This window comes from Glycomyces arizonensis DSM 44726 (assembly GCF_000482705.1).
Taxonomy (GTDB): Bacteria; Actinomycetota; Actinomycetes; order Mycobacteriales; family Micromonosporaceae; genus Glycomyces; species Glycomyces arizonensis.
The window spans coordinates 215943-242212 of sequence record NZ_AXWO01000001.1 but is presented as its reverse complement, the minus strand read 5'-3'; the positions used below and the strand labels follow the sequence as shown (position 1 = coordinate 242212).

The following is a 26270-nucleotide window of genomic DNA, read 5'->3' as shown; positions in this document are numbered from 1 at the left end:
GACATGCGCACCGCTCACCACAGGACGATGCCAGGCGCTATGTTATGGCCGTGACCCGGTCCTTGTCCGTCTTCAAGCGGCTGCTCGTGGGCGAGCCGTTCACCTCAGAACGCCAGCACGCCCTCGAGCTGTCGAAGCGGTACGCCATCCCACTGCTCGCCGTCAACCCCATCTCCTCGATCGCCTACGCCCCCGAGCAGGTCTTCCTCATCATGGCGGCCGCCGGATCGGCCGCCTACGCGTACTCGATCTGGACCGGCCTGGCCGTCGCCGTCGTCATGCTGACGGTCATCGCCTCCTACCGCTACACCGTGCAGGCCTACCCCGGCGGCGGCGGCGACTACCGCGTCGTGACCGCGAACTTCGGGCCGCGGGCCGGGGCCCTGACCGCCGCCGCGCTCGTGCTCGACTACATCCTCACCGTCGCCGTCTCCGTCTCGGCCGCCGTCTCCTGCCTGGCCGTGCTGTGGCCCGGCGTGCGCGAGACGCGCGAATGGGTCTGCGCGCTCGTGCTCGTGCTGCTCACGGCGTTCAACCTGCGCGGTCAGCGCGTCTCGGGGCGCGTCGCCGCCGGGCTCGCGCTGCTGTTCGTGGCGGGCATGGCCGCCACCGTCGTCGTGGGCCTCGTCCGCCTCGCCGCGGGCGAGCAGATCGAACCGCCGTCGGCGAGCTACGACACCGTCGGCGAGGCCACCGACATGACCTCGGCGGCCCTGTTCGTGCTGTGCGCCCGCGCCTTCGCCGGCGGGTCGGTCGCCGTCACCGGCATCGAGACGTTCACGACCCGCGTCCGGTTCTTCCGCCCGCCCAGGGGCCGCAACGCCGCCGCCGCGATCACCGCCGTCGGCGCCGCCACCATCGCGCTGTACGTCGGCATCGTCGTCCTCGCCTACCTCGTGGGCGCCCAGGCCACCGTCGACCCGCAGACCCAGCTGGCCGGGGTGCCCGAGGACTACGTGCAGAACCCGCTCATCTACCAGCTCGCCGCCGCGGTCTTCGACTCCGAGGCGCTGCTGCTGTGGCCGATCATGCTCGCGGCCGCCGGAGTGCTCATCCTGGCCGCCAACGCCGCGTTCGTCGGCTTCCCGCAGCTGGCCTCGGTGTTCGCCAAGGACTACCTGATGCCGCGCCAGCTCCACAAGCGCGGCGACCGGCTCGTCTACTCCAACGGGATCATCATCCTGGCCGTGGCCGCCGCGATCCTCGTCATCGGCTTCGGCGGCGCCACGTTCCGGCTCATCGGCATGTACATCGTCGGCGTGTTCCTGTCGATGGTCCTGGCCCACGCGGCGATGGTCCGCCACTGGCGGCGGGTCCTCGAAGTCGAGCGCGACGCCGCCCGGCGCGCCCGGGCCCGCCGGGCGAGGCGCACCGCGGCCGCGGCGGCGCTCATGTGCGCGATCGTGCTCGTCATCGTCGCGGTCACCGACTACCGGCGTGGCTGGATCGCCGCCGTCATCATCGCCGCGGGCTACGCGATGATGTGGTTCGTCTCGCGCCACTACACGACCGTGGCCGAGGAGGTCGAGCTGCCGCCGGGCAAGCCGCGCCTGCCCTCGCGCAACCACGCGATCGTGCTGGTCTCCAGCGTCAACCGGCCGCTGATGCGAATGCTCGCCTACGCCAAGGCCACCCGGCCCGACACGCTCACCGCGCTGACGGTCAACGTCGACGCCGCCGCCTCCAGGGCGCTCCTGGCCGAGTGGGAGCGGCGGGGGATCGGGATCTCGCTGACCGTGGTCGACTCGCCCTACCGCGAGATCACCGGCCCGATCGTCGACTACGTCAAGGCCGAGCAGCGCGACGCGCCGCGCGACGTGGTCACCGTCTACATGCCGGAGTACGTCGTCGGCCACTGGTGGCAGCGCAAGGGCGATGCGCGCAACTACTTCCCCTGGTCGGGGTGGCTCCTGCACAACCAGACCACGAAGGCGATCCAGCGGCAGCTGAAGTACGTGCCGGGCGTCATGATCGTGACCGTGCCGTGGATCCTCGGCGAGAACCACGAGGCCCCGCCGCTGCGGCGCATCCGCAGGTAGCGGGGCCGAGAGGACGGTCCCGGCGGGCGAGGGCCACCGGGGCCGCGGGCCGCACCACCGGTTCAGTCTGCGGCGACCTCCAGGTAGTCGATGTTCGGCAGGCCGCCCGAGCCGGTGGCGACGAGCCGGACCGTGTCGCCGCCCGCGTCCAGGGACACGGTGACGGTCGCGGTGGACCAGTCCGTCCACCCGTCGGTGGCGTCGAACGGGATCGAGCCCGCCTCCGCGCCGTTCACCGACACCTGCGCCGGACGGCCGTCGCCGCCGCCGTTGGCGAAGCGGATCTCCAGCGTCGCCGTGCCCGACTCGGGCGCGTCGACGGTGAACTGCGCGAACGCGCCGGTGCGGTTGTCGGTGTTGCAGAAGCCGCTGCCGGAGAAGCCGGCGTGGTCGGCGTCGATCGTGCCGTCGCAGTCGGCCGAGGCGCCCTCCGCCTCGTAGCGGCCGGGCTCGGTCGCGCCGCCCCCGTCGTCATCGTCATCGTCGTTGTCGCTGAAGTCGGCGCCGAGATCCGAGTGGCCCTGCGGCCGCAGGAAGTCCGTGGCCGGGATCGAGCCGTCCGGTCGGCGCGGCCCGGTGATGGCCGCGGTATCGGTGCTGATCAGGTCCGCGTCGCTCCAGTCGTCCTTGACGTCCCAGGAGTTGCCGCTGCCGCCGGAGGAGCCCAGGCTGACGGCGGTGGCGTTGCCCACCGACAGGTTGCCGTTCAGCGTGGAGGTCGAGCGGTCGAAGACGAAGCCGGTCTCGGCGTTGTCCCAGGCGGTGTTGTGCTCGATGAGCATCGAGGCGGGGTTGCCGTTGTCGATGATGCCGTGCTGGGCGTTGCCGAAGGCGATGCTGTCGCGAACGGTGTGGGTGGCCGTGTCGGCGCCGCGGCCGAGCTTGAAGCCGTTGCCGTCGCCCTGAAAGTCCGGGAAGCCCCAGCGGTCGAAGCCGTTCCCCCAGGCGACCGAGTCCTCGATGAGGATCGGCGAGGTGAACTCCCAGGAGTCGAAGCCGTCGTCGACGTTGTTCCACAGGCGCGCCCCGCGCACCACGTTGCCCTCGCCCGAGCCCTCCTTGATGGCCAGGCCGTCGGCGCTCTCGCCGTTGTTGCGGGGGTCGAAGTTGCCGTAGCTGTCGAGGTTGCGAATGAGGTTGCCGCCGGACTCGAGGAACAGGTGGAGGCCGGACTCGTAGTTGTCGCGGGTGACCAGGCGGTCGAAGACGTTGTCGTTGCAGTTCATGCAGAAGATCCCGTAGGGGCCGTGGATGATCTCCAGGTCTCGGAAGACCCACCAGTCGCCCTCGACGTGGAGGGCGCCGCGGTCGGGCCGGGGGATCGAACCGTCGAGCTCGCCGGGCGTGTAGGGCATGTTCTCGCCGTCGATGACGACGTGCTCGCCCCTGTAGGCGGTCATGGTGATCGGGTCGCCGGGCTCGCCGTCCTTGTTGATCTGGACGTTGGCCTCGGGCGCGTAGACGCCGCCGCGGATCTGGATCACGGTGCCGGGTGCGGCCAGATCGACGGCGTGCTGGAGGGTCCGCAGCGGCGCGGACAGGGTGCCGGGGTTGTCGTCGTCGCCGTTCGTGGCGACGGTGAGTGTATTGGCTCGCGCCACGGCAGGTTGCGCCAGCGCGGTGGCGCCGAGCAGGCCGAGGACGGCCGCGATCAGCGCGATCGGCACCGCGCGGGGGCGCGGACTTCGGATGCGGACGGACATGAGGGTGCCTCCCTGGGCGAAATGCAAGCGGTTGCAAGATGGTCCTGAAGGCACTGTATCGACCGTTTGCCTTGGAAGTCAACAATTCAAATACATCAATGTCACGCGCAGTGCGCCGTGCACCCGCGCTCCGCCCGGCGCCGCGGGTAGTAACCTGGCGTCCGTGCTTTCACCGGGTCGGGAGGGCCGCCGACGCCCGTCGGGCGGCCCCGGCCCACCAGATCAGGGGTTGATGAGGACGATGATCGTCACCGTAGGGGACGTCGCCGCCGGAGGACACTGCGTGGCCCGCGTCGACGGCGAGGTGTACTTCGTGCGCCACGCCCTGCCCGGGGAGCGGGTGCGCATCGAGGTCACCGACCGCAAGAAGCGCTTCGCGTTCGCCGACGCCGTCGAGATCCTGGAGGCCTCGCCCGACCGCGTCGAGCCGCCCTGCCCGTGGGCCGGGCCCGGCAAGTGCGGCGGCTGCGACTTCCAGCACGCCACCCACGAGGCCCAGCTGCGCCTCAAGACCCGCGTCCTGGCCGACCAGCTCACCCGCATCGGCGGGCTCGACGCCGCCAAGCTCGACGGCGTCGCGGTCGAGGCCCTTCCGTGGAAGGAGGGCCCGCTGGGCTGGCGCACCCGCATGCAGTACGCGGTCGACCCCGGCGGCAGGGCGGGGCTGCGCGAGCACAAGTCCCGCGACATCGTCCACATCGACTGGTGCCGGATCGCCAGCGAGCCGATCCGCTCGGCGCCGGTCCTCTCCGAGGACTGGAAGGGCATGGGCGCGGTCGGCGTCGTCGACTCCGATGACGACGAGCTCGCCGTCTACACCCAGCTGCGCCGCACCTCCCGGCCGCACCGCAAGCGCGGCCCCGCGACCGTCCACCAGCGGGTCGGCGAGGTCGAATTCGAGCTCGGCTTCGACGGCTTCTGGCAGGTCCACCCGGCCGCCGCCGGGGCCTTCCTCGAATGCGTGCTCGAATTCCTCGAGCCGCGCGAGGGCGAGGCCGCCTGGGACCTGTACGCCGGTGCGGGCCTGTTCGCCGCCGGGCTCGCCGAGACGGTGGGGGAGTCGGGTCGAGTGGTGGCCGTCGAGAACGCGAAGTCCTCGCACACCGCCGCCAACCTCGCCGACTGGAAGCACGCCGGGGCGATCGACGGCGACGTCGCCGCTACCGTGCCCGCCCTCGGCGGCGTCGACATCGTGGTGCTCGACCCGCCGCGCAGCGGCGCCGGGCCCGAGGTGGTGGCCTCGCTCGTCGAAGCGCGGCCGAGGGCGATCTGCTACGTCGCCTGCGACGCCGGGGCGCTGGCCCGCGACGTCAAGGCCTTCGCCGATCACGGCTGGGAGCCGAAGCGGATGCGCGCCTTCGACGCCTTCCCGATGACCCAGCACTTCGAGACGATCGCCCTGTTCGAACCGAGCGAGTGACGCGACGAAATCTCGGATTCGCCGCAGTGGGGGCGCTCCGGTCGCCACAATGAGGCCATGAGACCTTCGAACCCGGTCGTGGCCGCGCTCGTCGACGCGGTGAACGCGGGCGATCGCACGGCCTTCTACGACCTGCTGACCGGCGACGCCGCCCTGACCGACGACGGCGTCGCGCGCGACCTCGCCGAATGGTGCGACGCGAACCTGTTCGACGCCGACGCCCGATTGACCCCCGAACGCGAGGCCCTGGACGGCTCGCGCCTCATCGTCGCCGTCCGCGACGACAAGTGGGGCGAGATGACGACCTACTGGGACTTCACCGTCGACGGCGACAAGATAGGCCGCATCGACACCGGCCAGGCCGCCGCCATAGGCGAGGACTGAACCGCTCGGCACCGGCGGTCAGCTGCAATCGCAGGCGCAGCACTCGCAGCAGGAGCAATCGCAGCAGTCGCGGCAGCAGCCCTCTCTGGGCTTGCGCGACCAGGCGCCCTCGTAGCGCTCTTTGCAGCAGCACTGGCAGGAGCAGCACAGGCCGATGCCCACGCACAGCCCCGCCCAGAATCCGCGCGGCGTCGTCTTGCGGCCCATGTCGTCGTGGTACTCGTGATGTCCGGAGCGCCGTTCCGGCCTCCGGTAGGTCGCGCACGTCGAGCCGAACGTCTTCGACACCGCGTGCGAGGCGTAGCGGTCCAGCAGCAGCCGCACCATCGCCTCGTCCACGAACGAGGCGGCCTCCAGCGCCATGCGCATGTCGGCCAGCGCGCCCCGCGCGAGCGAGCGGGCCTCGTCCAGGCCCGTGCCGGTGGCCGCCAGCGGGTTCCACGCGCCGTGCTCGGCGTCGTCCTCGAAGTCCTCGGCGGCGTCCAAGAGGTGCGCCAGGCGCCCGAACGCGGCCCCCGCGGCCCGGAACGGCCCGGTGTTGTCTTCGTTGCCGCCCAGGACCGCCGCGTGGGCGAACAGGTCGGCCGTCGCCCGCTCGGTCGGCGCGGTGACCTCCGCGAGCGGCGTGCCGGGCCCGCAGGCGCCTTCCACGGCCTGCTGCCGGTCGACCGAGGCCATGATCTGCTCGACTGGCAGCCCGATCGACTCGCCGATCGCCAGGGCCTTCGAGCGGTAGCGCCCGGCCGCCCTCCCGGCCAGGCCCGCCACGCCGCGGCGGGCGACGAACCCGTCGCCGTCCTCGACGTGGTCGCGCAGCTTCGCCGAGGCCAAGAGCAGCGATGCCGCGGCCGCCAGGCGCGGGCCGCCGCCGGTGGCGATGCGCTGGCGGCGCATCCCGCGCAGTGCGCACGGCCCGGCGTCGCGCCCGCCCGCCTCGGACCCCTGCTGGGCCTCGACCAGGACCGACAGCGCGAGCGTGTCGTAGTTGGTGGTCAGCCGCGAAAGGTGCCCGGCGTCGTCGCGAAGCTCCAGGCACAGGCCGCAGAAATGGCCCATCCAGCGGGGCTTGAGGTCGTCGGGGGTGCGCGAGGGGCACGGTGCGAGGATGCCGAACATGGGGCCGCTTGTCTCCTGATCGCCGGGGGACGGTCGAGAGGCATCCTATCGGCGGCATGCAAAGCGGCCGCCGGACGATGCCGGCGGCCGCGTGGAAAAGCGGTGCTAGGAGGCGAACAGCTCCTGGAAGGAGTTCTCCTCGAGCCAGGCGGTCACGCCCGCCTCGACGTCGCCCTCGTGCTCGTCGAACACGACCTGCTCCAGGCCGGCGAGCTGCTCGTCGGTCATCTTGAACGTGGAGAGGACCTCGGCGAGCTCGGGGTGCTCGTCGGAGAACCCGGCGGTGGCCAGCGTGTTGATGGTCTCGATCTCGCCCAGGGTCTTCTCCGGGTCCTCGAGGTTCTTGAGGTCGTACTTGGAGTAGGCCCAGTGCGGCTGCCACAGGGTCACCACGATGGGCTCCTCGGCGGCGATGGCCGAGTCGAGCTCGGACAGCATGGTCGCGGTCGTGGAGGTCTCCAGCTCCAGGTCCTCGATGCCGTACGTGGGGATCGTGTTCTCCAGCACGGCCTCGGTCAGGCCGGCGCTCGGCTCGATGCCGACGATGCGGTTGCCGAACATCTCGGCGTTGTCGTTGAGCTCGGTGAGCGAGTCGACGTCCTCGACGTAGGTCGGGACGGCCACGGTCAGCACCGCGTTCTCGTTCCACGTGCCGATCTTCTCGAGCTGGTCGCCGAACTCCTCCATGTAGCTGGCGTGCGTGATCGGCAGCCAGCCGTCGAGGTAGACGTCGATGTCGCCGTCGGCGAGCCCCTGGTACAGCACGCCCGCCTCGGAGACCTCTTCGACGGTCACGTCGTAGCCGGCGTCCTCGAGGGCCTGGCGCCACACCTCGGTGGCGACCACGCCTTCGTCCCAGCCGGGGATGATGGCCATGGTCAGCTCGCCTTCGCCCTCGGGCAGGTTGAAGTCGATGCTGTCGCTGGAGCCGCCGGAGTCACCTCCGCCCTCTTCCTCGACCGAGCAGGCGGACAGGCTCAGCCCCAGTGCGGCTGCGGCACCGATGGCGGTGGTGCCCTTCATGATCGAACGACGTCGCATGTCGTCTCCTTCTCTGTTGTCCGGTCTCTTGCCGATTTCCGGGTCTTCGGGGCGTCTTCAGGGGTCTCAGGCGCGCACTCGCGCGGCTCGGGCGACCGGCGTGCGGTCGGCCAGGCCCTGCATGACCCGGTCGAGGAAGACCGCCAGGACCACCACGGCCAGTCCGGCGTTGAAGCCCTTGGCGATCTCCACCCGGCCCAGGGCCGAGACGATCACGCCGCCGAGGCCGCCGCCGCCGACCATGCCCGCGATGACGACCATCGACAGGGCGAGCATGATGACCTGGTTGAGTCCGGCGGCGATCGTGGGCAGCGCCAGCGGGAGCTTGATGCCCGCCAGGATCTTGGCGGGAGAGGCGCCGAAGGCCTGCCCGGCCTCGACGACCTCCTGGTCGACCTGCCGGATGCCCAGCTCGGTCAGTCGCACGCCGGGGGGCATGCAGAAGATGATCGTCGCGATGATGCCCGGCGTGACCCCGATGCCCCAGAGCATGACCACCGGCAGCAGGTACACGAACTGCGGCAGGGTCTGCATGAAGTCCAGGATCGGGCGGGCGATCGCCGAGGCCGTCCGGTTCTCGGCCGCGAGGATGCCCAGGGGGATCGCCAGGACCGTCGCGATCACGGTCGCGATCAAGACCATCGCGAGCGACTCCATGGTCTCTTCCCAGTACGGGGTCCAGGCGGCGACGAACATGCCGACGCCGACCAGGGCCGCCAGGCGCCAGCCCTTGGCGAAGTAGGCGATGGCCGCGAAGATGATCACCATCAATCCCGACGGCAGCCACAAGAGCGCGTCGGACAGTCCGGTGTGGAGCGATTCGAGGAAGGTGTTGGTCCCCTCGAACAGCGGCGCCCACGCGTCGCGCGCCCAGCGGACGAACGACTCCATCCAGTCGCCGAAGGGGATGTCCGGCAAAGGCTTCCAGATGTAGGTCCAGAACCAGTCGTGCAGGTAGTCGATCATGCGTGCTCGGGCTCCTCGACGGCCGCGTCGGCCTCGTCGTCGGGTTCGGGGGCGAGGGACTTGATGATGCCCCTGGGAGTGACCACGCCGAGCGGGTCGGCGCGGTCGTCGACGACGAGCACCGGGTCCTCGGAGGACAGGACGTGCTCGTACAGCTCCGAGACGAGCGTGTCGGACTCGACGGTGTCGAAGTCGCTGGTGTCGGTGTTGCCGCAGGGCTCCATGACCGCCTCGGCGGTGAGCACGCGGGAGCGGTCGACGTCGGCGGTGAACTCGGCGACGTAGTCGTCGGCCGGGTGCAGCAGGATGTCCTCGGCGGTGCCGAGCTGCACGATCCGCCCGTCGCAGATGGCGATGCGGTCGCCGATCTTCATGGCCTCGTTGAGGTCGTGGGTGATGAACACGATCGTCTTGTTCAGCGTCTTCTGCAAGTCGAGCAGCTGGTCCTGCATCTCCTGGCGGATGAGCGGGTCGAGCGCGCTGAACGCCTCGTCCATGAGCAGGATCTCGGTGTCGGCCGCCAGGGCGCGGGCCAGGCCGACCCGCTGGCGCATGCCGCCGGACAGCTGCGAGGGCAGCTTGTCCTCCTGGCCGGCGAGGCCGACCATCTCGACGGTCTCCAGGGCCTTGGCCGTGCGCTCGGCGGTGGGCGTCTTCTTGATCTCCAGGCCGAAGGCGACGTTCTCGAGCACGGTGCGGTGGGGGAGGAGCGCGAAGTGCTGGAATACCATGCTGACCTTGTCGCGGCGCAGCTCGCGTATGCCCTTGTTCGACAGGCCGCCCAGTTCGACGCCGTCGATCCAGATGGAGCCGGCGGTGGGTTCGAGCAGGCCGTTGAGCATCCGGATGAGGGTGGACTTGCCGGAGCCGGACAGGCCCATGACGACGAAGATCTCGCCGGAGGCGATCTCGAAGTTGTGGTCGATGACCGCTGCGGTCACCTTCTGGTTGGTCAACTGGTCGCGGGGGACGCCGGACTCCAGTTCGGCGACGGCCTGGCGGGCGCCTTTGCCGAAGACCTTGTACAGGGAATCGACTGCTAGGGCAGACATCGCTTCCTTCCGGTTGTCGGGCGGCAACCGCAGCAACACTAGTCAAGACCTGGGTTTTCGACACGCGAGCAGGGCGTGAGAAGATCAACACGGCACGTAGACGATCAGTGTTTTCGCAGGTGGAAGGCCTGCGTTCCGCGATCACGCAGTCGGCGTTCCGATTGTCTGCAATCCGACGTTGTCACGAACGTTGCAGAACAGTAACCAAACCGACCGCGATTCAGGTCCCGGCGGGCGCCTCCGGCGCCCTCTTTCTAGGGCAGCCTGGCGGCCCTCGCCCGCGCCGAGACGGCGTCCAGGTCGGCCTCGCTCAGGCCCAGCGAGGCGGCCTTGGCGTACTCGGCGGCGATGTCGGTGCCCATCCGCATCGGCGAGTCGGTGCCCAGCGCCACGTCCACGCCCGCCTCCAGGAACCGCGGCAGCGGGTGGTCCTCGAGCCGCGCGACCATGCCGAGGAGCACCGCCGAGGTCAGGCACACCTCCACCGTCACGCCGCGCTCGGCCAGCAGTCGCAGGATTCCCGGGTCGTCGGCGGCGCCGACGGCGTGGCCGATCCGGCCCACGCCCTCCAACTGGGCCACCGCGGCCACGTTCGAGGCGTTGAACGCCCCCGCGGGGACCGTCACCCCCAGGCCGGCCTGCGCCGCCGCGTCCGCGACGGCCTGACCGCGCGTCCAGTCCGCCTCGGCCGCGTACGGGACGTAGATGAGCTCCACCCCGGCCAGTCCCGCCGCCGCGGCGTCCCCGAAGGCGTCGCAGATCTCCTTGACCGTCGGCTCCCACAGATTCAGGCTCAGCACCGCGCGCGCCTCGAAGGCCGGGAAGCGCTCGGCGACACTCCGCTTCGCCGCGTCGAACCGCTCCATGAAGCCCGGGTAGGCCACCGACTCCTGCGGCAGCCGCAGCTCGGTGTAGACGGCGCCGGCCGTGGCCGCCGCGTTCAGGGCGCCCTCCAAGATCCCCTCGTACACCTCGCCCTCGACCGCGTCGAGATCGAACCGCGGCACCGCCGACATGCGCTGGAGCCGCGCCAGGCCCGGCACCACGTCCTCCTCGACGCTCTTGCGCCGGACCGCCCAGTCCACCGGCGAGGAGCCCAGCACCTGATCGAGACGGGCGGGCCACTCGGTGTTCTGGTACAGGTCGATGAGGTCCATGTCGCGATGATCACACCTCGATGGCGAGGCATGCAGGACTTTCGCCCGGCGTGTCCCTTTCGGGGAATGACTGTTTTCCGACACTCGATAGGGGTATGCGGCCGGCCTCAGTGCACGTCTTGGACTAACACCCGCGCCGCGGCCGCCGATAGACTTCGGCGTTATGAGCTCATACCCGCTGCTGTCGACCATCGGCCGACTCGCCGATTTCAAATCGCTGGACGAGGCCGACCTGCCGCGGTTGACCGAGGAACTCCGCGAGTTCCTCATCGACGCCGTCGCCAAGACCGGCGGGCACATCGGCCCCAATCTCGGGGTCGTGGAGCTCACCATGGCGATCCACCGCGTCTTCGACTCGCCGCACGACCAGGTCGTCTTCGACACCGGCCACCAGTCCTACGTCCACAAGGCGCTCACCGGGCGGGCCGGGCGGTTCGACGGCCTGCGCCGCCGCGGCGGCCTCACCGGCTACCCCAACCGGGCCGAGTCGCCCCACGACCTGGTCGAGAACTCGCACGCCTCCACCGCGCTGTCCTACGCCGACGGCCTCGCCAAGGCCCACGCCCTGTCCGGCGACGACCGCCACGTCGTGGCCGTCGTCGGCGACGGCGCGCTCACCGGCGGCATGTGCTGGGAGGCGCTCAACAACATCGCCGCCCGCGACGACCTCAAGCTCGTCATCGTCGTCAACGACAACGGGCGCTCCTACGCGCCCACGGTCGGCGGCCTCGCCAAGCGCCTCGCCGGGCTGCGCCTCAACCCCGGCTACGAGCCCGCGCTGCGCAGGATCCAGGAGTCGGTGGAGAAGATCCCCGTGGTCGGCCGCGCCGCCTACTCCGCGCTCCACGCCGCGAAGACCGGCCTGAAGGACGCGCTCGCCCCGCAGGGCATGTTCGCCGACCTCGGCCTGAAGTACGTCGGCCCCGTCGACGGCCACGATCTCGGCGAGCTCACCGAGGCCCTGGAGCGCGCCAAGGGCTTCGGCGGGCCGGTCATCGTCCACGCCCTCACCGAGAAGGGCCACGGCTGGGCCCCGGCCCGCGCCGACGAGGCCGAGCAGATGCACTCCCCGGCGGCCTTCGACCCGATGACCGGCGAGCCGGTCGGCGCCTCCAAGCGCCGCTGGACCGCCGCGTTCGCCGAAGAGCTCGTCTCCCAGGCCGAGATCCGGCCGGACCTGGTGGCCATCACGGCCGCCATGCCCGGCCCCACCGGCGTCGACAAACTGATGAAGCGCTTCCCCGACCGGGTCTTCGACGTCGGCATCGCCGAGCAGCACGCCGTGACCTCCGCGGCGGGGCTCGCCATGAACGGCCTGCACCCCGTCGTGGCCGTCTACTCCACGTTCATGAACCGCGCGTTCGACCAGACCGTGCTCGACGTGGCCATGCACCGGCTGCCGGTCACGTTCGTGCTCGACCGCGCCGGGATCACGGGCCCCGACGGGCCCAGCCACTATGGAGTGTGGGACACCTCGATCTTCCGCGTCGTGCCCGGCCTGCGCATCGCCGCGCCTCGGGACGAGGCCACGCTCCGCCAGGCGTTCGCCGAGGCGCTCGCCGTCGACGACGGGCCCACCATGCTGCGCTTCCCGACCGGCGCGATCCCCACCGAGGACCTCGCCCCGGTCGATACGCGCGAAGGGCTCGACTTCCTGGTCGAGCCGCCTGCCGAGGCCGACCTCCTCATCGTCGCCTGCGGTCCGCTGGGCGCCGTTGCCGTCGAGGCGGCGAAGCTCCTCGCCGCGCAGGGAGTGGACGCCGCGGTCGTCGACCCGCGCTGGGTCTGTCCGGTCCCGGACGCCCTGGTGAAGCTCGCGGGCCAGTACAAGCTCGTCGCCACCGCCGAGGACGGCATCCGCACCGGCGGCTTCGGCGACGCGCTCGCCCAAGCGTTGCGCGACAGCGGCGACGACGTGCCCCTCGTGGACTTCGCCGTCGCCCGCGACTGGCACCCCCACGGCACACGGAGCGAACTGCTCGCCGACCTCGGCCTCACCCCCGAGGCCATGGCCGAGCGCCTCCAAGAGGAAGTGGCAAGAAGGGCCGGATAACCCGGCCCCCCAACCGTCGCGCCGGGTCGCGCCGGGTCGCGCCGGGTCGCGCCGGGTCGCGCCGGGTCGCGCCGGGTCGCGCCGCTTACTTCCTATATCATATAAGATATAAGATATAAGATATAAGATGTGAGCAAGTTATAGAATATAAATTATACCTATACCCTATATTTTATAGTCCATAAAGTAGCTTCGCCCTAGCGCATCGCCCTGAGGCCGTTGCGCAGTCGGACCAGATCGCGGCGGCGCTTCTCGAATGTGGCGCCCGCGGCGATGAGGATCGCCCCGCCCACCGCCGGCGCGATCCACTGCGGAATCGCGTGCCAGACGAGAGCGAGCTCGTTGATCGTCAACACCACCAAGGCGATCGAGCCCAACACCAGCGGCGCCTGCCAGCGTCGCGCCAGCCCCGCCACCACCACCGCCAGGGCGGCCGCGCCGACCCCGACACGCCGCACCGGGTCGCCCTCTTCGCCGAGCGCCAGCAGCAGGCTCGGGCCGATGCCCACCGCGATCGGCGCCGCCAGCTGCGCCCACGAGCCCGCCTCGGGGCGCCGCAGCAGCTGCCACAGGCCGAGGATGAACAGCACCAGCGCCGGAGGCCCGGTGAACACCTCGAGGGTCTCCTCTCCCAGCGCCGTCAGGAGCGTCCACCATGCCGCGGTGCCGGTGGCCAGCGCCGCGATGACGTATGGCTGCTTCTTGACCGGCGCCATCAGCGCCACGCCGGTGAGCGCGAGCGTGTAGATCCCGAGCGCCGCGGGCAGGTACAGGCTCGCGTTCGCGTCGCTGATGAGCTGTCCGAACCATTCGGCGACCATCATCGTCCCGGCCGTGACTCCCGCCAGGACATGCGCCAGGATCGCGGCGAGCACCCGGTCGATGCGGCTGCGCCTGGGCGCCCCGGCGGCGGTCGCGAGCATCGCCGCCGCGGCGGCCACCAGGCCGAACCCGAGCTGTGACGCCGACGCGTCGATCGAAGAGCTCGCGCCGGCCGCGCTCGCCGTGAGCGGCAGCCAGACGACCAGCAGGCACCAGCTCGCGCAGCGCCCCCCGAGCGTCGAGGAGGCCATGGCGCCGACCAGAGCGATCAACGCCGCCAAGGCGAACCCGACGACCGGCATCGCGTCGAACCGCGACGGGTCGCCGTGCCACAGGAGCATGGAAGCGGCGATCGCGGCGAGGGTCAGCGCGATCGCGACGACGTCGAAGCGTCGCTGCTCCGGCACCAGCGCGGCGCTCAGCGCCAGGAGCGCGAGCACGATCGGCACCTCCCAGGTGAGGAGCTCGGGAAACCCGGAGTCCCACCACAGGGACGGCAGCGCCGCCAGCGCGATTGCCGTGGCCGCGGCCGCGATGGCGCCGCCGCCGATGTAGGCCGCGTGCCGCAGCGAGCGGCGCAGCGGCTCGGGCAGCGCCAACGACAGCAGCCCGACCAGCACGGCCGCGATGAGATAGGAGGTCAGATCGGGCGCGTCGGTCACGACGATCGCGAACGCCGCCAGCGCGGCGATGGCCGCCAGTCCCGACGCCTTCCGGGAGGCTTCGCCGTCGGTGCCCGCCAGCTCGTCGATCGCCGCCGCGGCGATCGCGGCCAGCAGTGCGAGCGAGGGGATTATCAGCGCGGTCTCGTCGGAGCGGGCCGCCAGCACCCACGCGGCGACGGTCATGGCGACGGTCGCGGAGGAGGCCACCATGACCGTGGTGATCGCGGCGCCCGCGCGGCGGGCGTAGACGGTCGCCACCAGGTTCCCCGCCGCCAGTACCGTCATGACCGCGGCGATCGGCGCCACGAGTTCCTTGTCCAGGTCGAAGGCGATGCGGAGACCGGCGAGGAAGGCCAGGACGACGGCGCCGCACAGCAGCAGACGCGAGGCCCACAGGTCCGAGCGCGGATGGCGGCTGGGGCGGTGCCCGACGATCCAGGACCCGGCCGCGAGCACGACCGCGATGCCGGCCATGAGGAGCGCGGCGTTCGTCGTCTCGCCCGCGGCGGCGTACGCCGAGCCCACCGCCGCCAGTGGCAGGAGCGCCCAACCGGAGGCGGTGGCGGTGATTCCGGCCCGGTACGCGGCGAGAACGGCGAGCACCAGCATCGTCCAGGTGCCGACGGCCTCAGCTGTGAGCGAGGCGCCGGAGGGAAGGATCTGGTAGTACCCGGCCAGGGCCGAGCACCACAGTGCGAGCGCGGCCAGCGCCGCGAAGGTCTCGGCGGTGGCCCACAGGCGGAAGCGGATGAGCACGGCCGGGAGCGACAGCATGAGCGCGGTGAAGGCGCCGAGGACCAGGAGTCGGCCCGTGTCGCCCATGTGGCGCCAGGCAACGGCGGTGAAGATGATGATCGCGGCCGCCACGAGCAGCCCGCCAAGGCCCAGCAGCAGGGTCTGGACGGTCTTGGAGCCGACCTCGCGGCGCGGCCGGACCGCGACGGGCGGCGGCGTGGCCGGGAAGCCGCCGGGCAGCGGGGGGCCGGCCGGGGTCTGTGGCGGGGGAGGCCCCTGCGGCGCGGCGGGCATCGCGGCCGGAGTGCCAGCTGTGGCCGGGGTGTGGATGACGGCAGGGGTATCGGCGGTCGGAGGGCTGGTGACCGGAGCGGCGGTCCGGTAGGAGGCCGCGAGGCGCCCCAGCTCGTCGAGCACCTGGACCCGTTCGGACTCGACGGCGCTGCGGCTGTTCGTGCCGGAGGAGAGCACCCGCAGTGCCGCGTCGAGTTCGGTGAGGCGGGTGAGGAGCGGCTCGGGCCCCCGGCCGCACGAGGGACACCGCTCGGGCGTGCTCGGACGGCCGCAGCGGGGGCAGTTGAAGGTCGTCATCACAACAGTGTCGCCATCCTGTCAACTCGCGGACCCGACGAAACGGACATTGATTGTCGGCGGGCCACAACTCGTTGTGGCCGTTGCAGTGTTTTGGGCCCGAATCTTCGTGGATTCCTCTAAACGGTTCGCCGCACTCTGCCGCGTCCAGGGGCAGCGAAAGCGGGCACGGGTGATTGCCGGAGCGCTTCCGCGCCCGCGGGAGTGTGAGGAGACAAGACCGCGCCAGATCGTCCGGCCGGTCGTGCTTTCGCGGGCTGCTATCCGGGTGTGGATTGGGTGCTGTCGTCGTGTCGTCGTGTCGTCGTGTCGTCGTGTCGTCGTGCCGTCGTGCCGTCGTGCCGTCGTGCCGCCGTGCCGCCGAGCCGCCGAGCCGCCGAGCCGCCTGCATCCTATAGAATATGCAAGCTTATAGGTTATAAGTTATATCCGTTTTATATAATCTATAACCTATAAGCTTTCTCTGGCTTAGCGCATCTCCTTCAGGCCGTTGCGCAGGCGGGCCAGGTCTCGGCGGCGTTGTTCGAGCGTCGCACCTGCGGTGATGAGCACTGCCCCGCCGACCGCCAGGGGGATCCACTTCGGGACCCTGCCCCACAGGAGCACCAGCTCGTTCACGCTCAAGGCCGCGAGGACCAAGGCACCGATCACCAGCGGCGCCTGCCAGCGCCTCGCGGAGGCGACCAGCAGCACCGCCAGCGCGGCGGCGCCGACGAGGACGCGCCGCAGCGGTTCGCCGTCGGGCCCGAACGACAGCGCCAGCGACGGCCCGAAGCCCACCGCGAGCGCCGGTGCCAGCGCCGTCCACGAACCCCTCTCGGGGTCGCGCCGCAGCAGCCACAGACCGATTCCGAACAGCAGCACCGCGGGCGGCACGGTGTAATACTCCAGATCGGCGACCCCGCCGCGAGCCGCCAGCAGCAGGTGCGCCGCCGTCGCGGCGCCGAACGCGGCGAAGACGTGGCCCACCCGATATGCGGGCGCCGCCCAGGCGGCCACGGCCAGCGCGGCGGCGTAGACCACGAAGCCCGCGGGCACGAACACCGAGAGCGGCTCGCCGCTCATGGGCTGGACCGTCGTCAGCGACCACAGCAGGTGCAGGCCGATGAACGCGTGCGCGCCGATCCGCGCCGCCACCCGGTCCGGCCCCCGGCCCATCGGCGCGGTGAGCGCCACTATGAGCAGGACGGCTCCCGCGGCGACACCGACGAAGGCGAAGAGCGCCGGATCGGCATCGCCGGAACTCTGGCTGTAGGCGGCCAGGATCGCGGCCGCCGCCCACGTGTACGCGCCGACCCAGCCGATGCAGCGCCGGACTAGCCCAGAGGAGCCGATCGCCACGATCAAGGCCGCGGCGGTAACCAGGGCGAATGACGCGGCGGGCGCCCACGGGCGCTCCCACAGCCCGCCCGCGGCCAGTACCGCGATCGCGGCGATCACCGTGAGGAAGTCCAGCCGCCACCGCTTCGGCACCATCGGCAGCCCCACCGCGCTCACGAGGGCGATCGCCGACACCTCCCAGCCCGGCAACCAGCTCGGCTCCGCCCCGAAGGCGACGGGCACCGTCCACAGCGCGAGCGCGGCGCACCAGGCGAGGACGGCCGCCCCGACGGCCGCCGCTGCCCGCCGCAGGGCGGTGCGCAGCGCCGCCGGGAAGACCGGCGCGACCGCCGCGGCCAGCACCGCCGCGCCGAAGTACGAGGTCGCCTCGTAGGCGTCGGTCAGGACCACGCCGAGAGTCCCGAGCGAGACGATGACCGACGCGGCGGCCGCGGCCAGCGGCAGCCAGACGGGGCCGTCAGGATCCGTCCAGGCGGCCAGGGCGGCGATGACGACGGCCATGAGCAGGAAGGCGGGGAAGATCATCGCCGGATCTGCCGAGCGGACGGTAAGGATCCACGCGGCGACGACGAGCGCGCCGGTGGTCGAGGCGATGACCGCGAGCGCGGAGACCGAGGCGCCCTCGCGCCGGACGTGAACGGTGGCGAGCGCCCCGGCCGAGGCGGCCAGGCAGGTCGCGGCCGCCACCGCCGACAGCAGCGAGGCGTCGAGGCCGAACGCCACGCGCAGGCCCGCCAGGAAGACCGTCACGATGGCCGCGCACGCCAGGATGCGGGCCGACCACTGGTCGGAGCGGGTGTGCCGGGTCGGCAGCGCACGGACCGTCCAGGCGGCGCCCGCCAGGACCGCGCCGATGACGACCATGTGGAGGGCCGCCTCGAAGACGTCGGCGACCGCGGCGAAGGAGGCCCCCGCGGCGGCCACCGGGAGCAGGGCCCAACCCGGGGAGCTGACGCGGGCGGCGATGCGGTACCCGGTGGCGCCGATCAGGACCGGCGTGGTCCAGGCGGCCACCGACGCGGCGGTGAGCCCGGTGCCGGCCGGCAGGTACAGGTAGTACCCGGCCAGTGCCGAGCACCACAGCGCGAGCGTGGCGATGGCGGCCAGGGTCTCGGCGGTCGCCCACAGGCGGAACCTCGTGAGCGCCATTGGAACCGCCAGGAGGAGCCCGGTGAACCCGGCGAGGATGGCCAGCCGCCCGCCGTCGCCCATCTCGCGCCATGCCACGGCGGTGAAGACGATGACCGCGGCGGTCAGGAGCAGCCCGCCCAGGCACAGCAGGACGACCTGGACGGACTTGGCGGTGATCTCGGCGCGGCCGCCGCGCCGACGCGTGGCGTCGCCGGCCTGCGGGCCGCCCGAAGCGTGCGGAGGAGTGATCTGTGTAGACATACGGTCAGTGTCGGGTTCATGTCAAATCGTGAAAGAGACGAAACGGACACGATTTGTCAGAGCGGCACAACGGCCGACGGAGTGTCGGCCGAACCGGCGCGGATATTTCGTGGATTCCTCTAAACGGTCCGCCTTTGCGAGCGGCTGCGTCCAGACCCAAGCTCATCCTTGACTACGGGGCGCGGTCCGTCCCTGCGCGAGCGGCTGCGCCGAGCCGACGGACGCGGAGCCGGCCGAGGCGCTGCCGGAAGCACCGCCGACCGGATCCGCCCTGCGCGAGCGCTGCGTCGGGACCGCGCTGCTCCTTCGGCCGTTCGCTGTGGTCCGCCCCGCGCGAGTGTCGACATTGATCATATATCTTATAGAATATAAGTTATATGATATAAGTTGGATGTGGACGGCCGTGCCTCCGTTACCGTACGGCCCGGTCGACGATCCGCCAGGCCAGGTCCTCCCACTGCGCGTAGTAGTCGGGGTAGGCCGAGACCTGGACGGCCTGCGCGGCGCCCGCGATGGACATGTCCTCCCAGCCCGAGACGTCCTCGAGGCCGTCGTAGAACTTGGCCGCCGAGGTCGCCGGGTCCATGAGCTCGGCGACCGTGCCCCAACCCATGGAGGGCCGCTGCTGGAACATCCCGACCGAGTCGTGGTCGGCGTACTCGGCCTCCCAGTCGTAGTCGTACGACTCGGGGACGGCGGGGTTGGCGGCGTTGTAGAGCTTGGCCTCCTGCATGGCCGTCGCCAGGGCCACGGCCCAGGCGCGCTCGCCGAGCCCGCGGTCCATGCCGACCTCGATGACCGTGATCGCGTTGGCCATCTGCGTGCCGTCGATGCCCTCGACCGGCTCGGCGTCGGGGTCGACGGCCGGGCCGATCTCCGCCTTGACCTTCCCCGGCTCGGGCGCCGACGAGGCCAGGCCCTGGGGCAGGATGCTCGGCATCGGCGCGACGGAGTCCCAGTCGCGGTCGGCCTCGGCCGCCTCGGTCACGATGTGCGCGGCCAGCCGCTCGCGCGGCGTGTGGTCGTCGGTCCTGGAGATCGTTCCCGCCGCCGCGGCGGCGGAGGCCGCGGCGATGACGGTGGCGGCGCCCGCGACGGCGATGCGACTGACCAGCGACGGAGGCGCGTGGTGTCTGCCGGGGCTGACGCCGATCTGGTCGCCACGGCCGCGTTCGGTTGTCGTCTCGGAGTCCGGGGGATCGGAGTGTTTCCGCATTCGCGCAAGGTTAGAAGTGCAAAAGCGCTGCTCAGACGGACAGCGTGGGCGTCGCCGCGCGGACGTGGGGCTCCGATCACCCGTCGGGGTGAGTGCCCCATTCGCCGGGAAAGCGCGCTATCACTGCATCTGTGTGCGCTCCCACAATCTTGCGGGCCCCGTCTCGGCCGTTCGGTCGAGCGCCCGCAGTCCGCCGGACGACGCGAAATCACCGAGTGTGCAGTGTGTTCGTGATCATGTCGGCGGAGTCGTTGATCGGTGACGGAACGTGTTGAATGCGGATACGGGAACGGGCCCCGCATGCGCGAGGCCCGTTCCTTATGGGAGGCGGAAGGTAAGTCTTCCCTTGATGGGTTGCGGGTTATGAGTGGGCGTCCTCGTAGGACTCGATGATGTCCCAGGCCAGGTCCTCCCACTGCGCGTAGGCGTCGGGGAAGGCCGAGACCTGCACGGTCTGCGCCGCGATGGTCACGGGCATGTCCTCCCAGTCGTCGACGTTCTTCAGCGACTCGTAGAACCTGGACGCCGAGGTCTTCGGGTCCATGAGCTCCTCGACCGTGCCCCAGCCCGAGGAGGGCCGCTGCTGGAAGAGGCCGACCGAGTCGTGGTCGGAGCCCTCGGCCTGGTACTCGTAGTCGTAGGACTCGGGAACGTTCACGTTGGCGTAGTTCCTGAACTTGGACTCCTGCATGGCCGTGGAGAGCGCGACCGCCCAGCCGTCCCGGTCCAGGCCCTCGTCCTTGCCGGCCTCGATGATGGCGACGGCGTTGTCCATCTGCGCGTCGCTGAGGCCGCCGACGGGGTCGGGCTCGGCCGCTTCGGCCTTCTTGGCCTCTTCGGCGGCCTGGGCCTCGGCCGCGGCGTCGGCCTCGCTCTGCGCGTCGGCGATCGACTCGGACATGCTCGAGGCGTCCTCGGCGATCCCGGCGATGGTCAGGGCGGTGGTGTCGTCGTAGGTCTGCTCGGTGAAGGTCTCGCCGGGCGGGACGTCCATGGCCGTGATGGCCCAGGCCGTGCTGCCGGTCGAGCCGACGAAGACGGCCGTGGCCGCGCCGATGACGGTCACGCGGACGCCGAACCGGTCGGTCACGCGGGTGACCAGCGGCCGGGCCAGGTCGGCGGCGGCCTCACCGGCCCGCCGGGCGGCGTGCCCGGCGACGGCGGCGAGGTCCTTGAGCAGGGCGTTCCAGGGCTCGATGCGCTGAGCGACCCAGGAGGTCAGCGGCCGGCTGCGCTCGGCGGCGACGGCGGCGGCGCGCTTGAGAAGGTCGATGGCGGGTTCGAGGTGCTTGGACAGCCGGGCGGCCAGCGGCCGGCTGCGGTCGACGGCGATGGCGGCGACGCTGATGACCGCGACGGTGGCGGTGATGGCGGCGCTCGCCAAGCGGGAGACCAGGGGCTTGCTGAGGGTGATGACGGAAAGGGCGAGGCCCTTGAGGTAGGCGGCGAGGTTCGCGGTGATCGTTCCCAGAACGGTCAGTCGCGGCCCGAGCCTCTCTTGCAACTGAGAGGTGAGCGATAGCAGTCGGTTGCGGGTAGCAATTGCGGCACTCCGGGCGGAGCCGGTCGCGCCTTCGATCGTCTCGCGAAATTGCATTCGACTACCGTAGGACCAAGAACCCCCAGGTCAAAGATTGTTACTTGATGGTATGCAAAGGAATGGGAGCGGTTCCGTCAATTCTTTTCCGGCTTGTGCGGTTTCCCCGATAGCGACGGATTCGGCAACTTTGGACGGTTACCGACCGTGTGCGCATGTTAACGGGTCCCCACGCGGGACAAGGGCCGAGCCCGGACTCATCCCAACGGATGAGTCCGGGCTCGGACTAAAGATAAAGTGACTGCCGTCACATTTCCATGGCGCCGAACGAATCTCCGGACACCTCGGCCGAAATCCCCGCCCGGTCCAGGTACGGCGTGAGCCCCCCGAGCCAGAACGGGAAGCCCGCGCCCAGGATCATCGCCAGGTCGATCTGCCGCGGCCCGGGCACGACGCCCTCGTCGAGCATCAGGGCGACCTCCTCGGCCAGACCCGCCAGCACCCGGTGCCTGACCTCCTCGGCCGTCGACGCCTTGTCGCCGAACTCGAGCAGCGCCTTCCCTGCCTCGGTCAGACGCCCCCGGCCCTTCGCGTCCGGGTCGAACACCGGCACGTCGGCCTCGGCCAGGCGCCGCAGGTTCGCCGAGACCGGGAAGCGCGGCCCCAGGTCCTCGTTGAGGTGCGCGCACAGGTGCCAGGCGACCTGGAGGCCCACCAGCTCCAGCAGCGCGAACGGCCGCATCGGCAGCCCCAGCTCGTCGAGCGCCACGTCCGCCGCCTCCACCGGCGTGCCCTCGTCCACCGCGCCGGTGACCTCGGCCAGCATCCGGCCCAGGAGCCGGTTGACGATGAACGCCGGACGGTCCGCCGAACCGACGGCGGTCTTCTTCAACTTCTTGGCCACCGCGTAGGCCGTCGCCAGCGTCTCCTGGTCGGTCGAGGCGGTCGCGATGACCTCCACCAGCGGCATGACCGCCACCGGGTTGAAGAAGTGCATCCCGACGAGGCGCTCGGGGCGGGCCAGCTTCGCGGCCATCGCCGTGACCGACAGCCCCGAGGTGTTGGTGACCAGCAGGCACTCCTCGGAGACGATCGGCTCGATCTCGGCGAACACCGCCTGCTTGACCTTGAGCTCCTCGAACACGGCCTCGATGACCAGGTCGCAGTCGGCGTAGACGCCCTTGTCGGCGCTGGCCGACACGAGCGAGCGCAGCTTCGCGGCCTTGAGCTTCGAAGCCCGGCCCTTCGCCTCGAGCTTGTCGATCTCGGCCCGCACGTGCGCCAGGCCCCGCTCGGCCCGCTCGGCGTCGAGGTCGGTCATGACGACCGGGACCTCCAGGCGCCGCGCGAACATGAGCGCGATCTGCCCGGCCATGAGCCCGGCCCCGACGACGCCGACCTTGCCGATCTCCTTCGCCAGTCCCGCACTCGGCGCGCCTTCCGGACGGCGGCCGAGCCTCCGCACGAGGTTGAACGCGTACAGGCTCGTCTTGAACTCCGGCGAGGCGGCGCAGTCGGCCAGCGCCTCGTTCTCGGCCGCCGTCCCCTCGTCGAACGAGGCGGTGCGGGCCAGCTCCAGCAGGTCGAGCGCCCGCATCGCCGCCGGAGAGGCATTGTGCACCTTCTCCTCGACCATCCGGCGCACCCCGGCCATGACCGCCTGCCAGGACTCGCCGTGGTCGATCTGGGCCCGTTCCACGGTGATCTCGCCGTTCACCACGGCCGTCGCCCACGCCACCGACTCCTCGAGGAAGTCGGCGGCCTCGAACTGGGCGTCGGCGATGCCGAGCTTCGTCAGATCGGGGCCGCGCATCATCTTGTTCTGGTTGAGCGGGTTGCCGATGACGACCTGCGCGGCGGCCTCGGGCCCGATGAGGTTCGGCAGCAGCTGCGAGCCGCCCCAGCCGGGGATGAGCCCGATCGAGACCTCCGGCAGCCCGAGTGCGACGGCGCCGGCCGACACCGTCCGGTAATGGCAGTGCAGCGCCAGCTCCAGGCCGCCGCCCAGCGCGGTGCCGTTGACGAACGCGAACGTCGGGATCGACGAGTCGCGCAGCCGCCGGTACAGCGCGTGCCCGGCCCGGGCCATGTCGACGCCCTGCTGCCGCGTCTCCAGCAGCGGCATGAGCTTGATGTCGGCGCCGGCCAGGAAGATGAACGGCTTGCCGGTGACGGCCACGAACTTCGCGTCCGAGGCCAGCGCCTCGTCGAACGCGTCCCACAGGTTCCGCATCCCGGCCGGGCCCATCGACGTGGGCTTGGTGTGGTCGTAGCCGTTGTCGAGGGTGATGAGCGCCGCGCGGCCGCCCAGCCCCGGCGGCTCGATGTAGCGGACGAGCGCCTCGGTGACGACCTCGTCGGGGAATTCGGGAAGCTCGACAGGGAAGGTGCTCATGACTTGTCTCCCTCGAAGTTCGGGTTCTCCCAGATGACCGTGCCGCCCTGGCCGAGGCCGACGCACATGGTGGTGATGCCGTAGCGCACCTCGGGGTGCTCGGCGAACTCGCGCGCCAGCTGCGTCATCAGCCGCACGCCGGAGGAGGCCAGCGGGTGGCCCATGGCGATCGCCCCGCCCCACGGGTTGACTCGCGGGTCGTCGTCGGCGATCTTGAAGTGGTCGAGGAAGGCCAGGACCTGGACGGCGAAGGCCTCGTTGATCTCGAAGAGCCCGATGTCGTCGATGGTGAGCCCGGCGCGCGCCAGGGCCTTCTCGGTGGACGGGATCGGCCCGACGCCCATCGTCTCGGGGTCGACGCCCGCGAACGCGAAGCCGACCATCGTCATGGCCACCGGCAGCCCCAGCTCGGCGGCGGTCTCGGCGTCGGCCACGAGGCAGGCGGTGGCGCCGTCGGTCAGCGGCGCGGCGGTCCCGGCGGTGACCCGGCCGTGGGGGCGGAACGGCGTGCGCAGGTCGGCCAGGCCCTCCACGGTGGTCTCGGGCCGCGGCAGCTGGTCGTCGGTGGCCACGGTCCAGCCCTCGTCCGCGGAGCGGGCGGCCATGGTGGCGAAGTCGGCCCTCAGCCGGTCGAGCGCGGCGGCGTAGCGGTGCTGCGTGCCCGCCGCGTAGGCGTCGGCGCGCTCCTTGGTGATGGCCGGGAACAGGTCGTGCAGGTTCTCGGCGGTGTTGCCCATGACCAGCGCGTCGGTGTCGACGAGCTTCTCGGCGACGATGCGCGGGTTGGGGTCGACGCCCTCGCCCATGGGGTGGTTGCTCATCGACTCCACACCGCCGGCGATGGCGATGTCGTACTGGCGCGAGGCGATCGCGGACGACACGGCGGTCACCGCGGTCATCGCTCCGGCGCACATGCGGTCGATCGAGAAGCCGGGAACCGAGCGGGGCAGGCCCGCCAGCAGCGCCGCCGAGCGGCCCAACGTGAGACCCTGGTCGCCGATCTGGGTGGTGGCCGCCAGGGCCACCTCGTCGACGCGTTCAGGCGGCAGCGCCGGGTTGCGGCGCAGGAGCGTCCTGATGCAGCGGATGATCATGTCGTCTGCGCGGGTCTCCTCGTAGAGCTTCCCGGCCTTGCCGAACGGCGTCCTCACTCCGTCGACGAAGACGACATCGCGGATGGTGTCTCTCACGCTTGCCCTCCTTTGGGTATGCGGCGTCACACGCGATGTTACTCGCAAGTAAGATAGATGTCACGCCTCGCCCCGGCGCGTCGCGCGGGCGTTCCCTCCGCAGGTCGCGAGCCGCTAACGCAGCGCCGCGGCCAGGCCCTCGGCCAGGAGGTCCACCTGCCACGGCCGGGCTCCCGCCTGCAGGAGCGTATCCCGGACGTGCTGCTCGGAGACCAGCTTCGGCGGTTCCCACGCCAGGGCCCGCACGATCGAGGGCGTGATGAGGTTCTCCGGCGGCAGGCGGTGCGCCTCGGCCACGCCGGTCACCACCTCGCGGGCGGCGGTGAGCCGCTCGGCCGCGTCCGGGTCGCGGTCGGCCCAGCGGTGCGTCGCCGGCGGCCCCTCCTGCGGCGGCGTCGTCGACGGCAGGTGCTCGCCCTCCAGGCCCCTGGCCGAGGACAGCGCCGAGAGCCACAGCCGCGCGTTGGTGCGCCCGCCGCGCCGCCGGAACCCCGGCAGGCTCATCAGCTCGGCGAAGTCGGTCGGGTCGTTCACCGCGGCCTCCACGATCGCCGCGTCCGGCAGCACCTTGCCCGGCGCCCGGTCGAGCTTGCGGGCCAGCTCGTCGCGGGCCTCCCAGACCGCGCGCACCCGGCTCAAGGCCTTCGCGCCGCGCACCTTGTGGATGCCGGAGGTCCGCCGCCACGGCTCCCGGCGCGGCTTGGGCGGCCCCGCGGTGCGCACGTGCTCGAACTCGGCCTCGGCCCAGGCGCTCTTGCCCTGCTCGGCCAGCTCGGCGGACAGCTTCCCGCGCAGCTCCAGCAGCAGCTCGACGTCGAGCGCGGCGTAGACGAGCCAGTCGTGCGGCAGCGGGCGCGAGGACCAGTCGGCCGCCGAGTGCTGCTTCTCCAGCCGGAACCCGAGCAGCTGCTCGGTGATCGAGGCGAGCCCCACCTTCTCGAAGTCGCACAGCCGCGCCGCCAGCTCCGTGTCGAACAGGCTGACCGGGTGCAGGTCGAGCTCGGCCAGGCACGGCAGGTCCTGGCTCGCGGCGTGGAGGATCCACTCCGGACCGCTCAAGGCCGCCCGCAGCGGCGCCAGGTCGTCGATGGGGATGGGGTCGACCAGGACGGTCCCCGCACCGGCGCGGCGCAACTGGATGAGGTACGCGCGACCCGAGTAGCGGAAACCCGAGGCGCGCTCGGTGTCGATGGCGATGGGACCCGAACCGGACGCCAGCCGCGCCGCCGCCAGGGCGAGGTCGGCGGAGGTCTGGATGAGCGGCGGCATCCCTTCTCGCGGCTCGGTCAGGAGTTCGGTGTCTGGTTCGGGCTGGGGATCGGTCACCTGTTCACGGTACGGCCAGGCCCGCAGGTCGCGCCACTGCCCCGCCGGACAGGAGACCGATATACACCCGAACGTGGGCCTATTGCACTATTCGCACCTACTGATAAGTAGCGCCCCGGACACACCCCC

At 71.1% G+C, this 26270-nt stretch carries 17 protein-coding genes; 4 read left to right on the top strand and 13 right to left on the bottom strand.

Going from position 1 to position 26270, the window contains the following annotated elements; all coding sequences use genetic code 11:
* Positions 1-50 precede the first annotated feature (50 nt).
* The gene (locus tag H613_RS23670) at positions 51-2039 is read left to right on the top strand and encodes an APC family permease (protein WP_169731935.1); all 1989 of its coding nucleotides are present in this window, start codon (positions 51-53) and stop codon (positions 2037-2039) included.
* 62 nt (positions 2040-2101) lie between these two features.
* On the opposite strand, the gene H613_RS23665 is transcribed toward H613_RS23670, so the two are convergent.
* Positions 2102-3742 carry a right-handed parallel beta-helix repeat-containing protein gene (locus H613_RS23665; RefSeq protein WP_211234653.1) on the bottom strand — a complete coding sequence of 547 codons (1641 nt, stop codon included), beginning with the start codon at positions 3740-3742 and terminating at the stop codon, positions 2102-2104.
* A gap of 241 nt (positions 3743-3983) precedes the next feature.
* Between H613_RS23665 and H613_RS0101025 the strand changes: the two genes are divergently transcribed.
* Positions 3984-5162 (top strand): class I SAM-dependent RNA methyltransferase, encoded by a 1179-nt coding sequence (locus H613_RS0101025; RefSeq protein ID WP_084546197.1) that lies wholly within the window; start codon positions 3984-3986, stop codon positions 5160-5162.
* Between the two features lie 57 nt (positions 5163-5219).
* Positions 5220-5546: a hypothetical protein gene (locus H613_RS0101020; RefSeq protein ID WP_026922320.1), complete on the top strand. Its 327-nt coding sequence runs from the start codon at positions 5220-5222 to the stop codon at positions 5544-5546.
* 18 nt (positions 5547-5564) lie between these two features.
* On the opposite strand, the gene H613_RS0101015 is transcribed toward H613_RS0101020, so the two are convergent.
* The 5 genes from H613_RS0101015 to H613_RS28770 all read right to left on the bottom strand — a co-directional run bounded on the left by H613_RS0101015 (position 5565) and on the right by H613_RS28770 (position 10878).
* Positions 5565-6662 carry a DUF5685 family protein gene (locus H613_RS0101015; RefSeq protein ID WP_026922319.1) on the bottom strand — a complete coding sequence of 366 codons (1098 nt, stop codon included), beginning with the start codon at positions 6660-6662 and terminating at the stop codon, positions 5565-5567.
* 105 nt (positions 6663-6767) lie between these two features.
* Complete coding sequence (locus H613_RS0101010) at positions 6768-7703, bottom strand: glycine betaine ABC transporter substrate-binding protein (protein ID WP_026922318.1); 936 nt, start codon at positions 7701-7703, stop codon at positions 6768-6770.
* 66 nt (positions 7704-7769) lie between these two features.
* Positions 7770-8669 carry an ABC transporter permease gene (locus tag H613_RS0101005; protein ID WP_051392783.1) on the bottom strand — a complete coding sequence of 300 codons (900 nt, stop codon included), beginning with the start codon at positions 8667-8669 and terminating at the stop codon, positions 7770-7772.
* Positions 8666-9721: a quaternary amine ABC transporter ATP-binding protein gene (locus tag H613_RS0101000; RefSeq protein ID WP_211234652.1), complete on the bottom strand. Its 1056-nt coding sequence runs from the start codon at positions 9719-9721 to the stop codon at positions 8666-8668. Before H613_RS0101000 ends, H613_RS0101005 begins: the two co-directional genes overlap by 4 nt.
* A gap of 254 nt (positions 9722-9975) precedes the next feature.
* A complete protein-coding gene (locus H613_RS28770; RefSeq protein WP_026922315.1) occupies positions 9976-10878 on the bottom strand; it encodes an amidohydrolase family protein in 903 nt (300 codons plus the stop codon).
* Positions 10879-11041: 163 nt separating this feature from the next.
* Between H613_RS28770 and dxs the strand changes: the two genes are divergently transcribed.
* A complete protein-coding gene (dxs, locus tag H613_RS0100990; RefSeq protein WP_035735478.1) occupies positions 11042-12931 on the top strand; it encodes a 1-deoxy-D-xylulose-5-phosphate synthase in 1890 nt (629 codons plus the stop codon).
* A gap of 197 nt (positions 12932-13128) precedes the next feature.
* Here the strand turns inward: dxs and H613_RS0100985 are convergent, their stop codons facing one another.
* The 7 genes from H613_RS0100985 to H613_RS0100955 form a co-directional block, all read right to left on the bottom strand.
* Entirely contained in the window at positions 13129-15744 is a 2616-nt protein-coding gene (locus tag H613_RS0100985) for an SCO7613 C-terminal domain-containing membrane protein (protein WP_026922313.1), read from the bottom strand.
* 468 nt (positions 15745-16212) lie between these two features.
* Complete coding sequence (locus H613_RS0100980; protein WP_026922312.1) at positions 16213-18477, bottom strand: SCO7613 C-terminal domain-containing membrane protein; 2265 nt, start codon at positions 18475-18477, stop codon at positions 16213-16215.
* 412 nt (positions 18478-18889) lie between these two features.
* Positions 18890-19693, bottom strand: coding sequence for a hypothetical protein (locus H613_RS28765; RefSeq protein WP_051392782.1), 804 nt, complete (start codon positions 19691-19693; stop codon positions 18890-18892).
* Between the two features lie 361 nt (positions 19694-20054).
* Positions 20055-21197, bottom strand: coding sequence for a hypothetical protein (locus tag H613_RS28760; protein WP_051392781.1), 1143 nt, complete (start codon positions 21195-21197; stop codon positions 20055-20057).
* 340 nt (positions 21198-21537) lie between these two features.
* Positions 21538-23625 (bottom strand): 3-hydroxyacyl-CoA dehydrogenase NAD-binding domain-containing protein, encoded by a 2088-nt coding sequence (locus tag H613_RS0100965; RefSeq protein ID WP_026922311.1) that lies wholly within the window; start codon positions 23623-23625, stop codon positions 21538-21540.
* Complete coding sequence (locus H613_RS0100960) at positions 23622-24815, bottom strand: thiolase family protein (protein WP_026922310.1); 1194 nt, start codon at positions 24813-24815, stop codon at positions 23622-23624. Before H613_RS0100960 ends, H613_RS0100965 begins: the two co-directional genes overlap by 4 nt.
* A gap of 114 nt (positions 24816-24929) precedes the next feature.
* Entirely contained in the window at positions 24930-26084 is a 1155-nt protein-coding gene (locus tag H613_RS0100955) for an HRDC domain-containing protein (RefSeq protein WP_084546249.1), read from the bottom strand.
* Between the last annotated feature and the right edge of the window lie 186 nt (positions 26085-26270).

What these genes read in the sequence shown, in the direction of transcription:
- H613_RS23665 (WP_211234653.1), bottom strand. Translation starts at nt 3,742, where the DNA reads ATGTCCGTCCGCATCCGAAGTCCGCGCCCCCGCGCGGTGCCGATCGCG.
- H613_RS0101025 (WP_084546197.1), top strand. Translation starts at nt 3,984, where the DNA reads ATGATCGTCACCGTAGGGGACGTCGCCGCCGGAGGACACTGCGTGGCC.
- H613_RS0101020 (WP_026922320.1), top strand. Translation starts at nt 5,220, where the DNA reads ATGAGACCTTCGAACCCGGTCGTGGCCGCGCTCGTCGACGCGGTGAAC.
- H613_RS0101015 (WP_026922319.1), bottom strand. Translation starts at nt 6,662, where the DNA reads ATGTTCGGCATCCTCGCACCGTGCCCCTCGCGCACCCCCGACGACCTC.
- H613_RS0101010 (WP_026922318.1), bottom strand. Translation starts at nt 7,703, where the DNA reads ATGCGACGTCGTTCGATCATGAAGGGCACCACCGCCATCGGTGCCGCA.
- H613_RS0101005 (WP_051392783.1), bottom strand. Translation starts at nt 8,669, where the DNA reads ATGATCGACTACCTGCACGACTGGTTCTGGACCTACATCTGGAAGCCT.
- H613_RS0101000 (WP_211234652.1), bottom strand. Translation starts at nt 9,721, where the DNA reads ATGTCTGCCCTAGCAGTCGATTCCCTGTACAAGGTCTTCGGCAAAGGC.
- H613_RS28770 (WP_026922315.1), bottom strand. Translation starts at nt 10,878, where the DNA reads ATGGACCTCATCGACCTGTACCAGAACACCGAGTGGCCCGCCCGTCTC.
- dxs (WP_035735478.1), top strand. Translation starts at nt 11,042, where the DNA reads ATGAGCTCATACCCGCTGCTGTCGACCATCGGCCGACTCGCCGATTTC.
- H613_RS0100985 (WP_026922313.1), bottom strand. Translation starts at nt 15,744, where the DNA reads ATGACGACCTTCAACTGCCCCCGCTGCGGCCGTCCGAGCACGCCCGAG.
- H613_RS0100980 (WP_026922312.1), bottom strand. Translation starts at nt 18,477, where the DNA reads ATGTCTACACAGATCACTCCTCCGCACGCTTCGGGCGGCCCGCAGGCC.
- H613_RS28765 (WP_051392782.1), bottom strand. Translation starts at nt 19,693, where the DNA reads ATGCGGAAACACTCCGATCCCCCGGACTCCGAGACGACAACCGAACGC.
- H613_RS0100965 (WP_026922311.1), bottom strand. Translation starts at nt 23,625, where the DNA reads ATGAGCACCTTCCCTGTCGAGCTTCCCGAATTCCCCGACGAGGTCGTC.
- H613_RS0100955 (WP_084546249.1), bottom strand. Translation starts at nt 26,084, where the DNA reads ATGCCGCCGCTCATCCAGACCTCCGCCGACCTCGCCCTGGCGGCGGCG.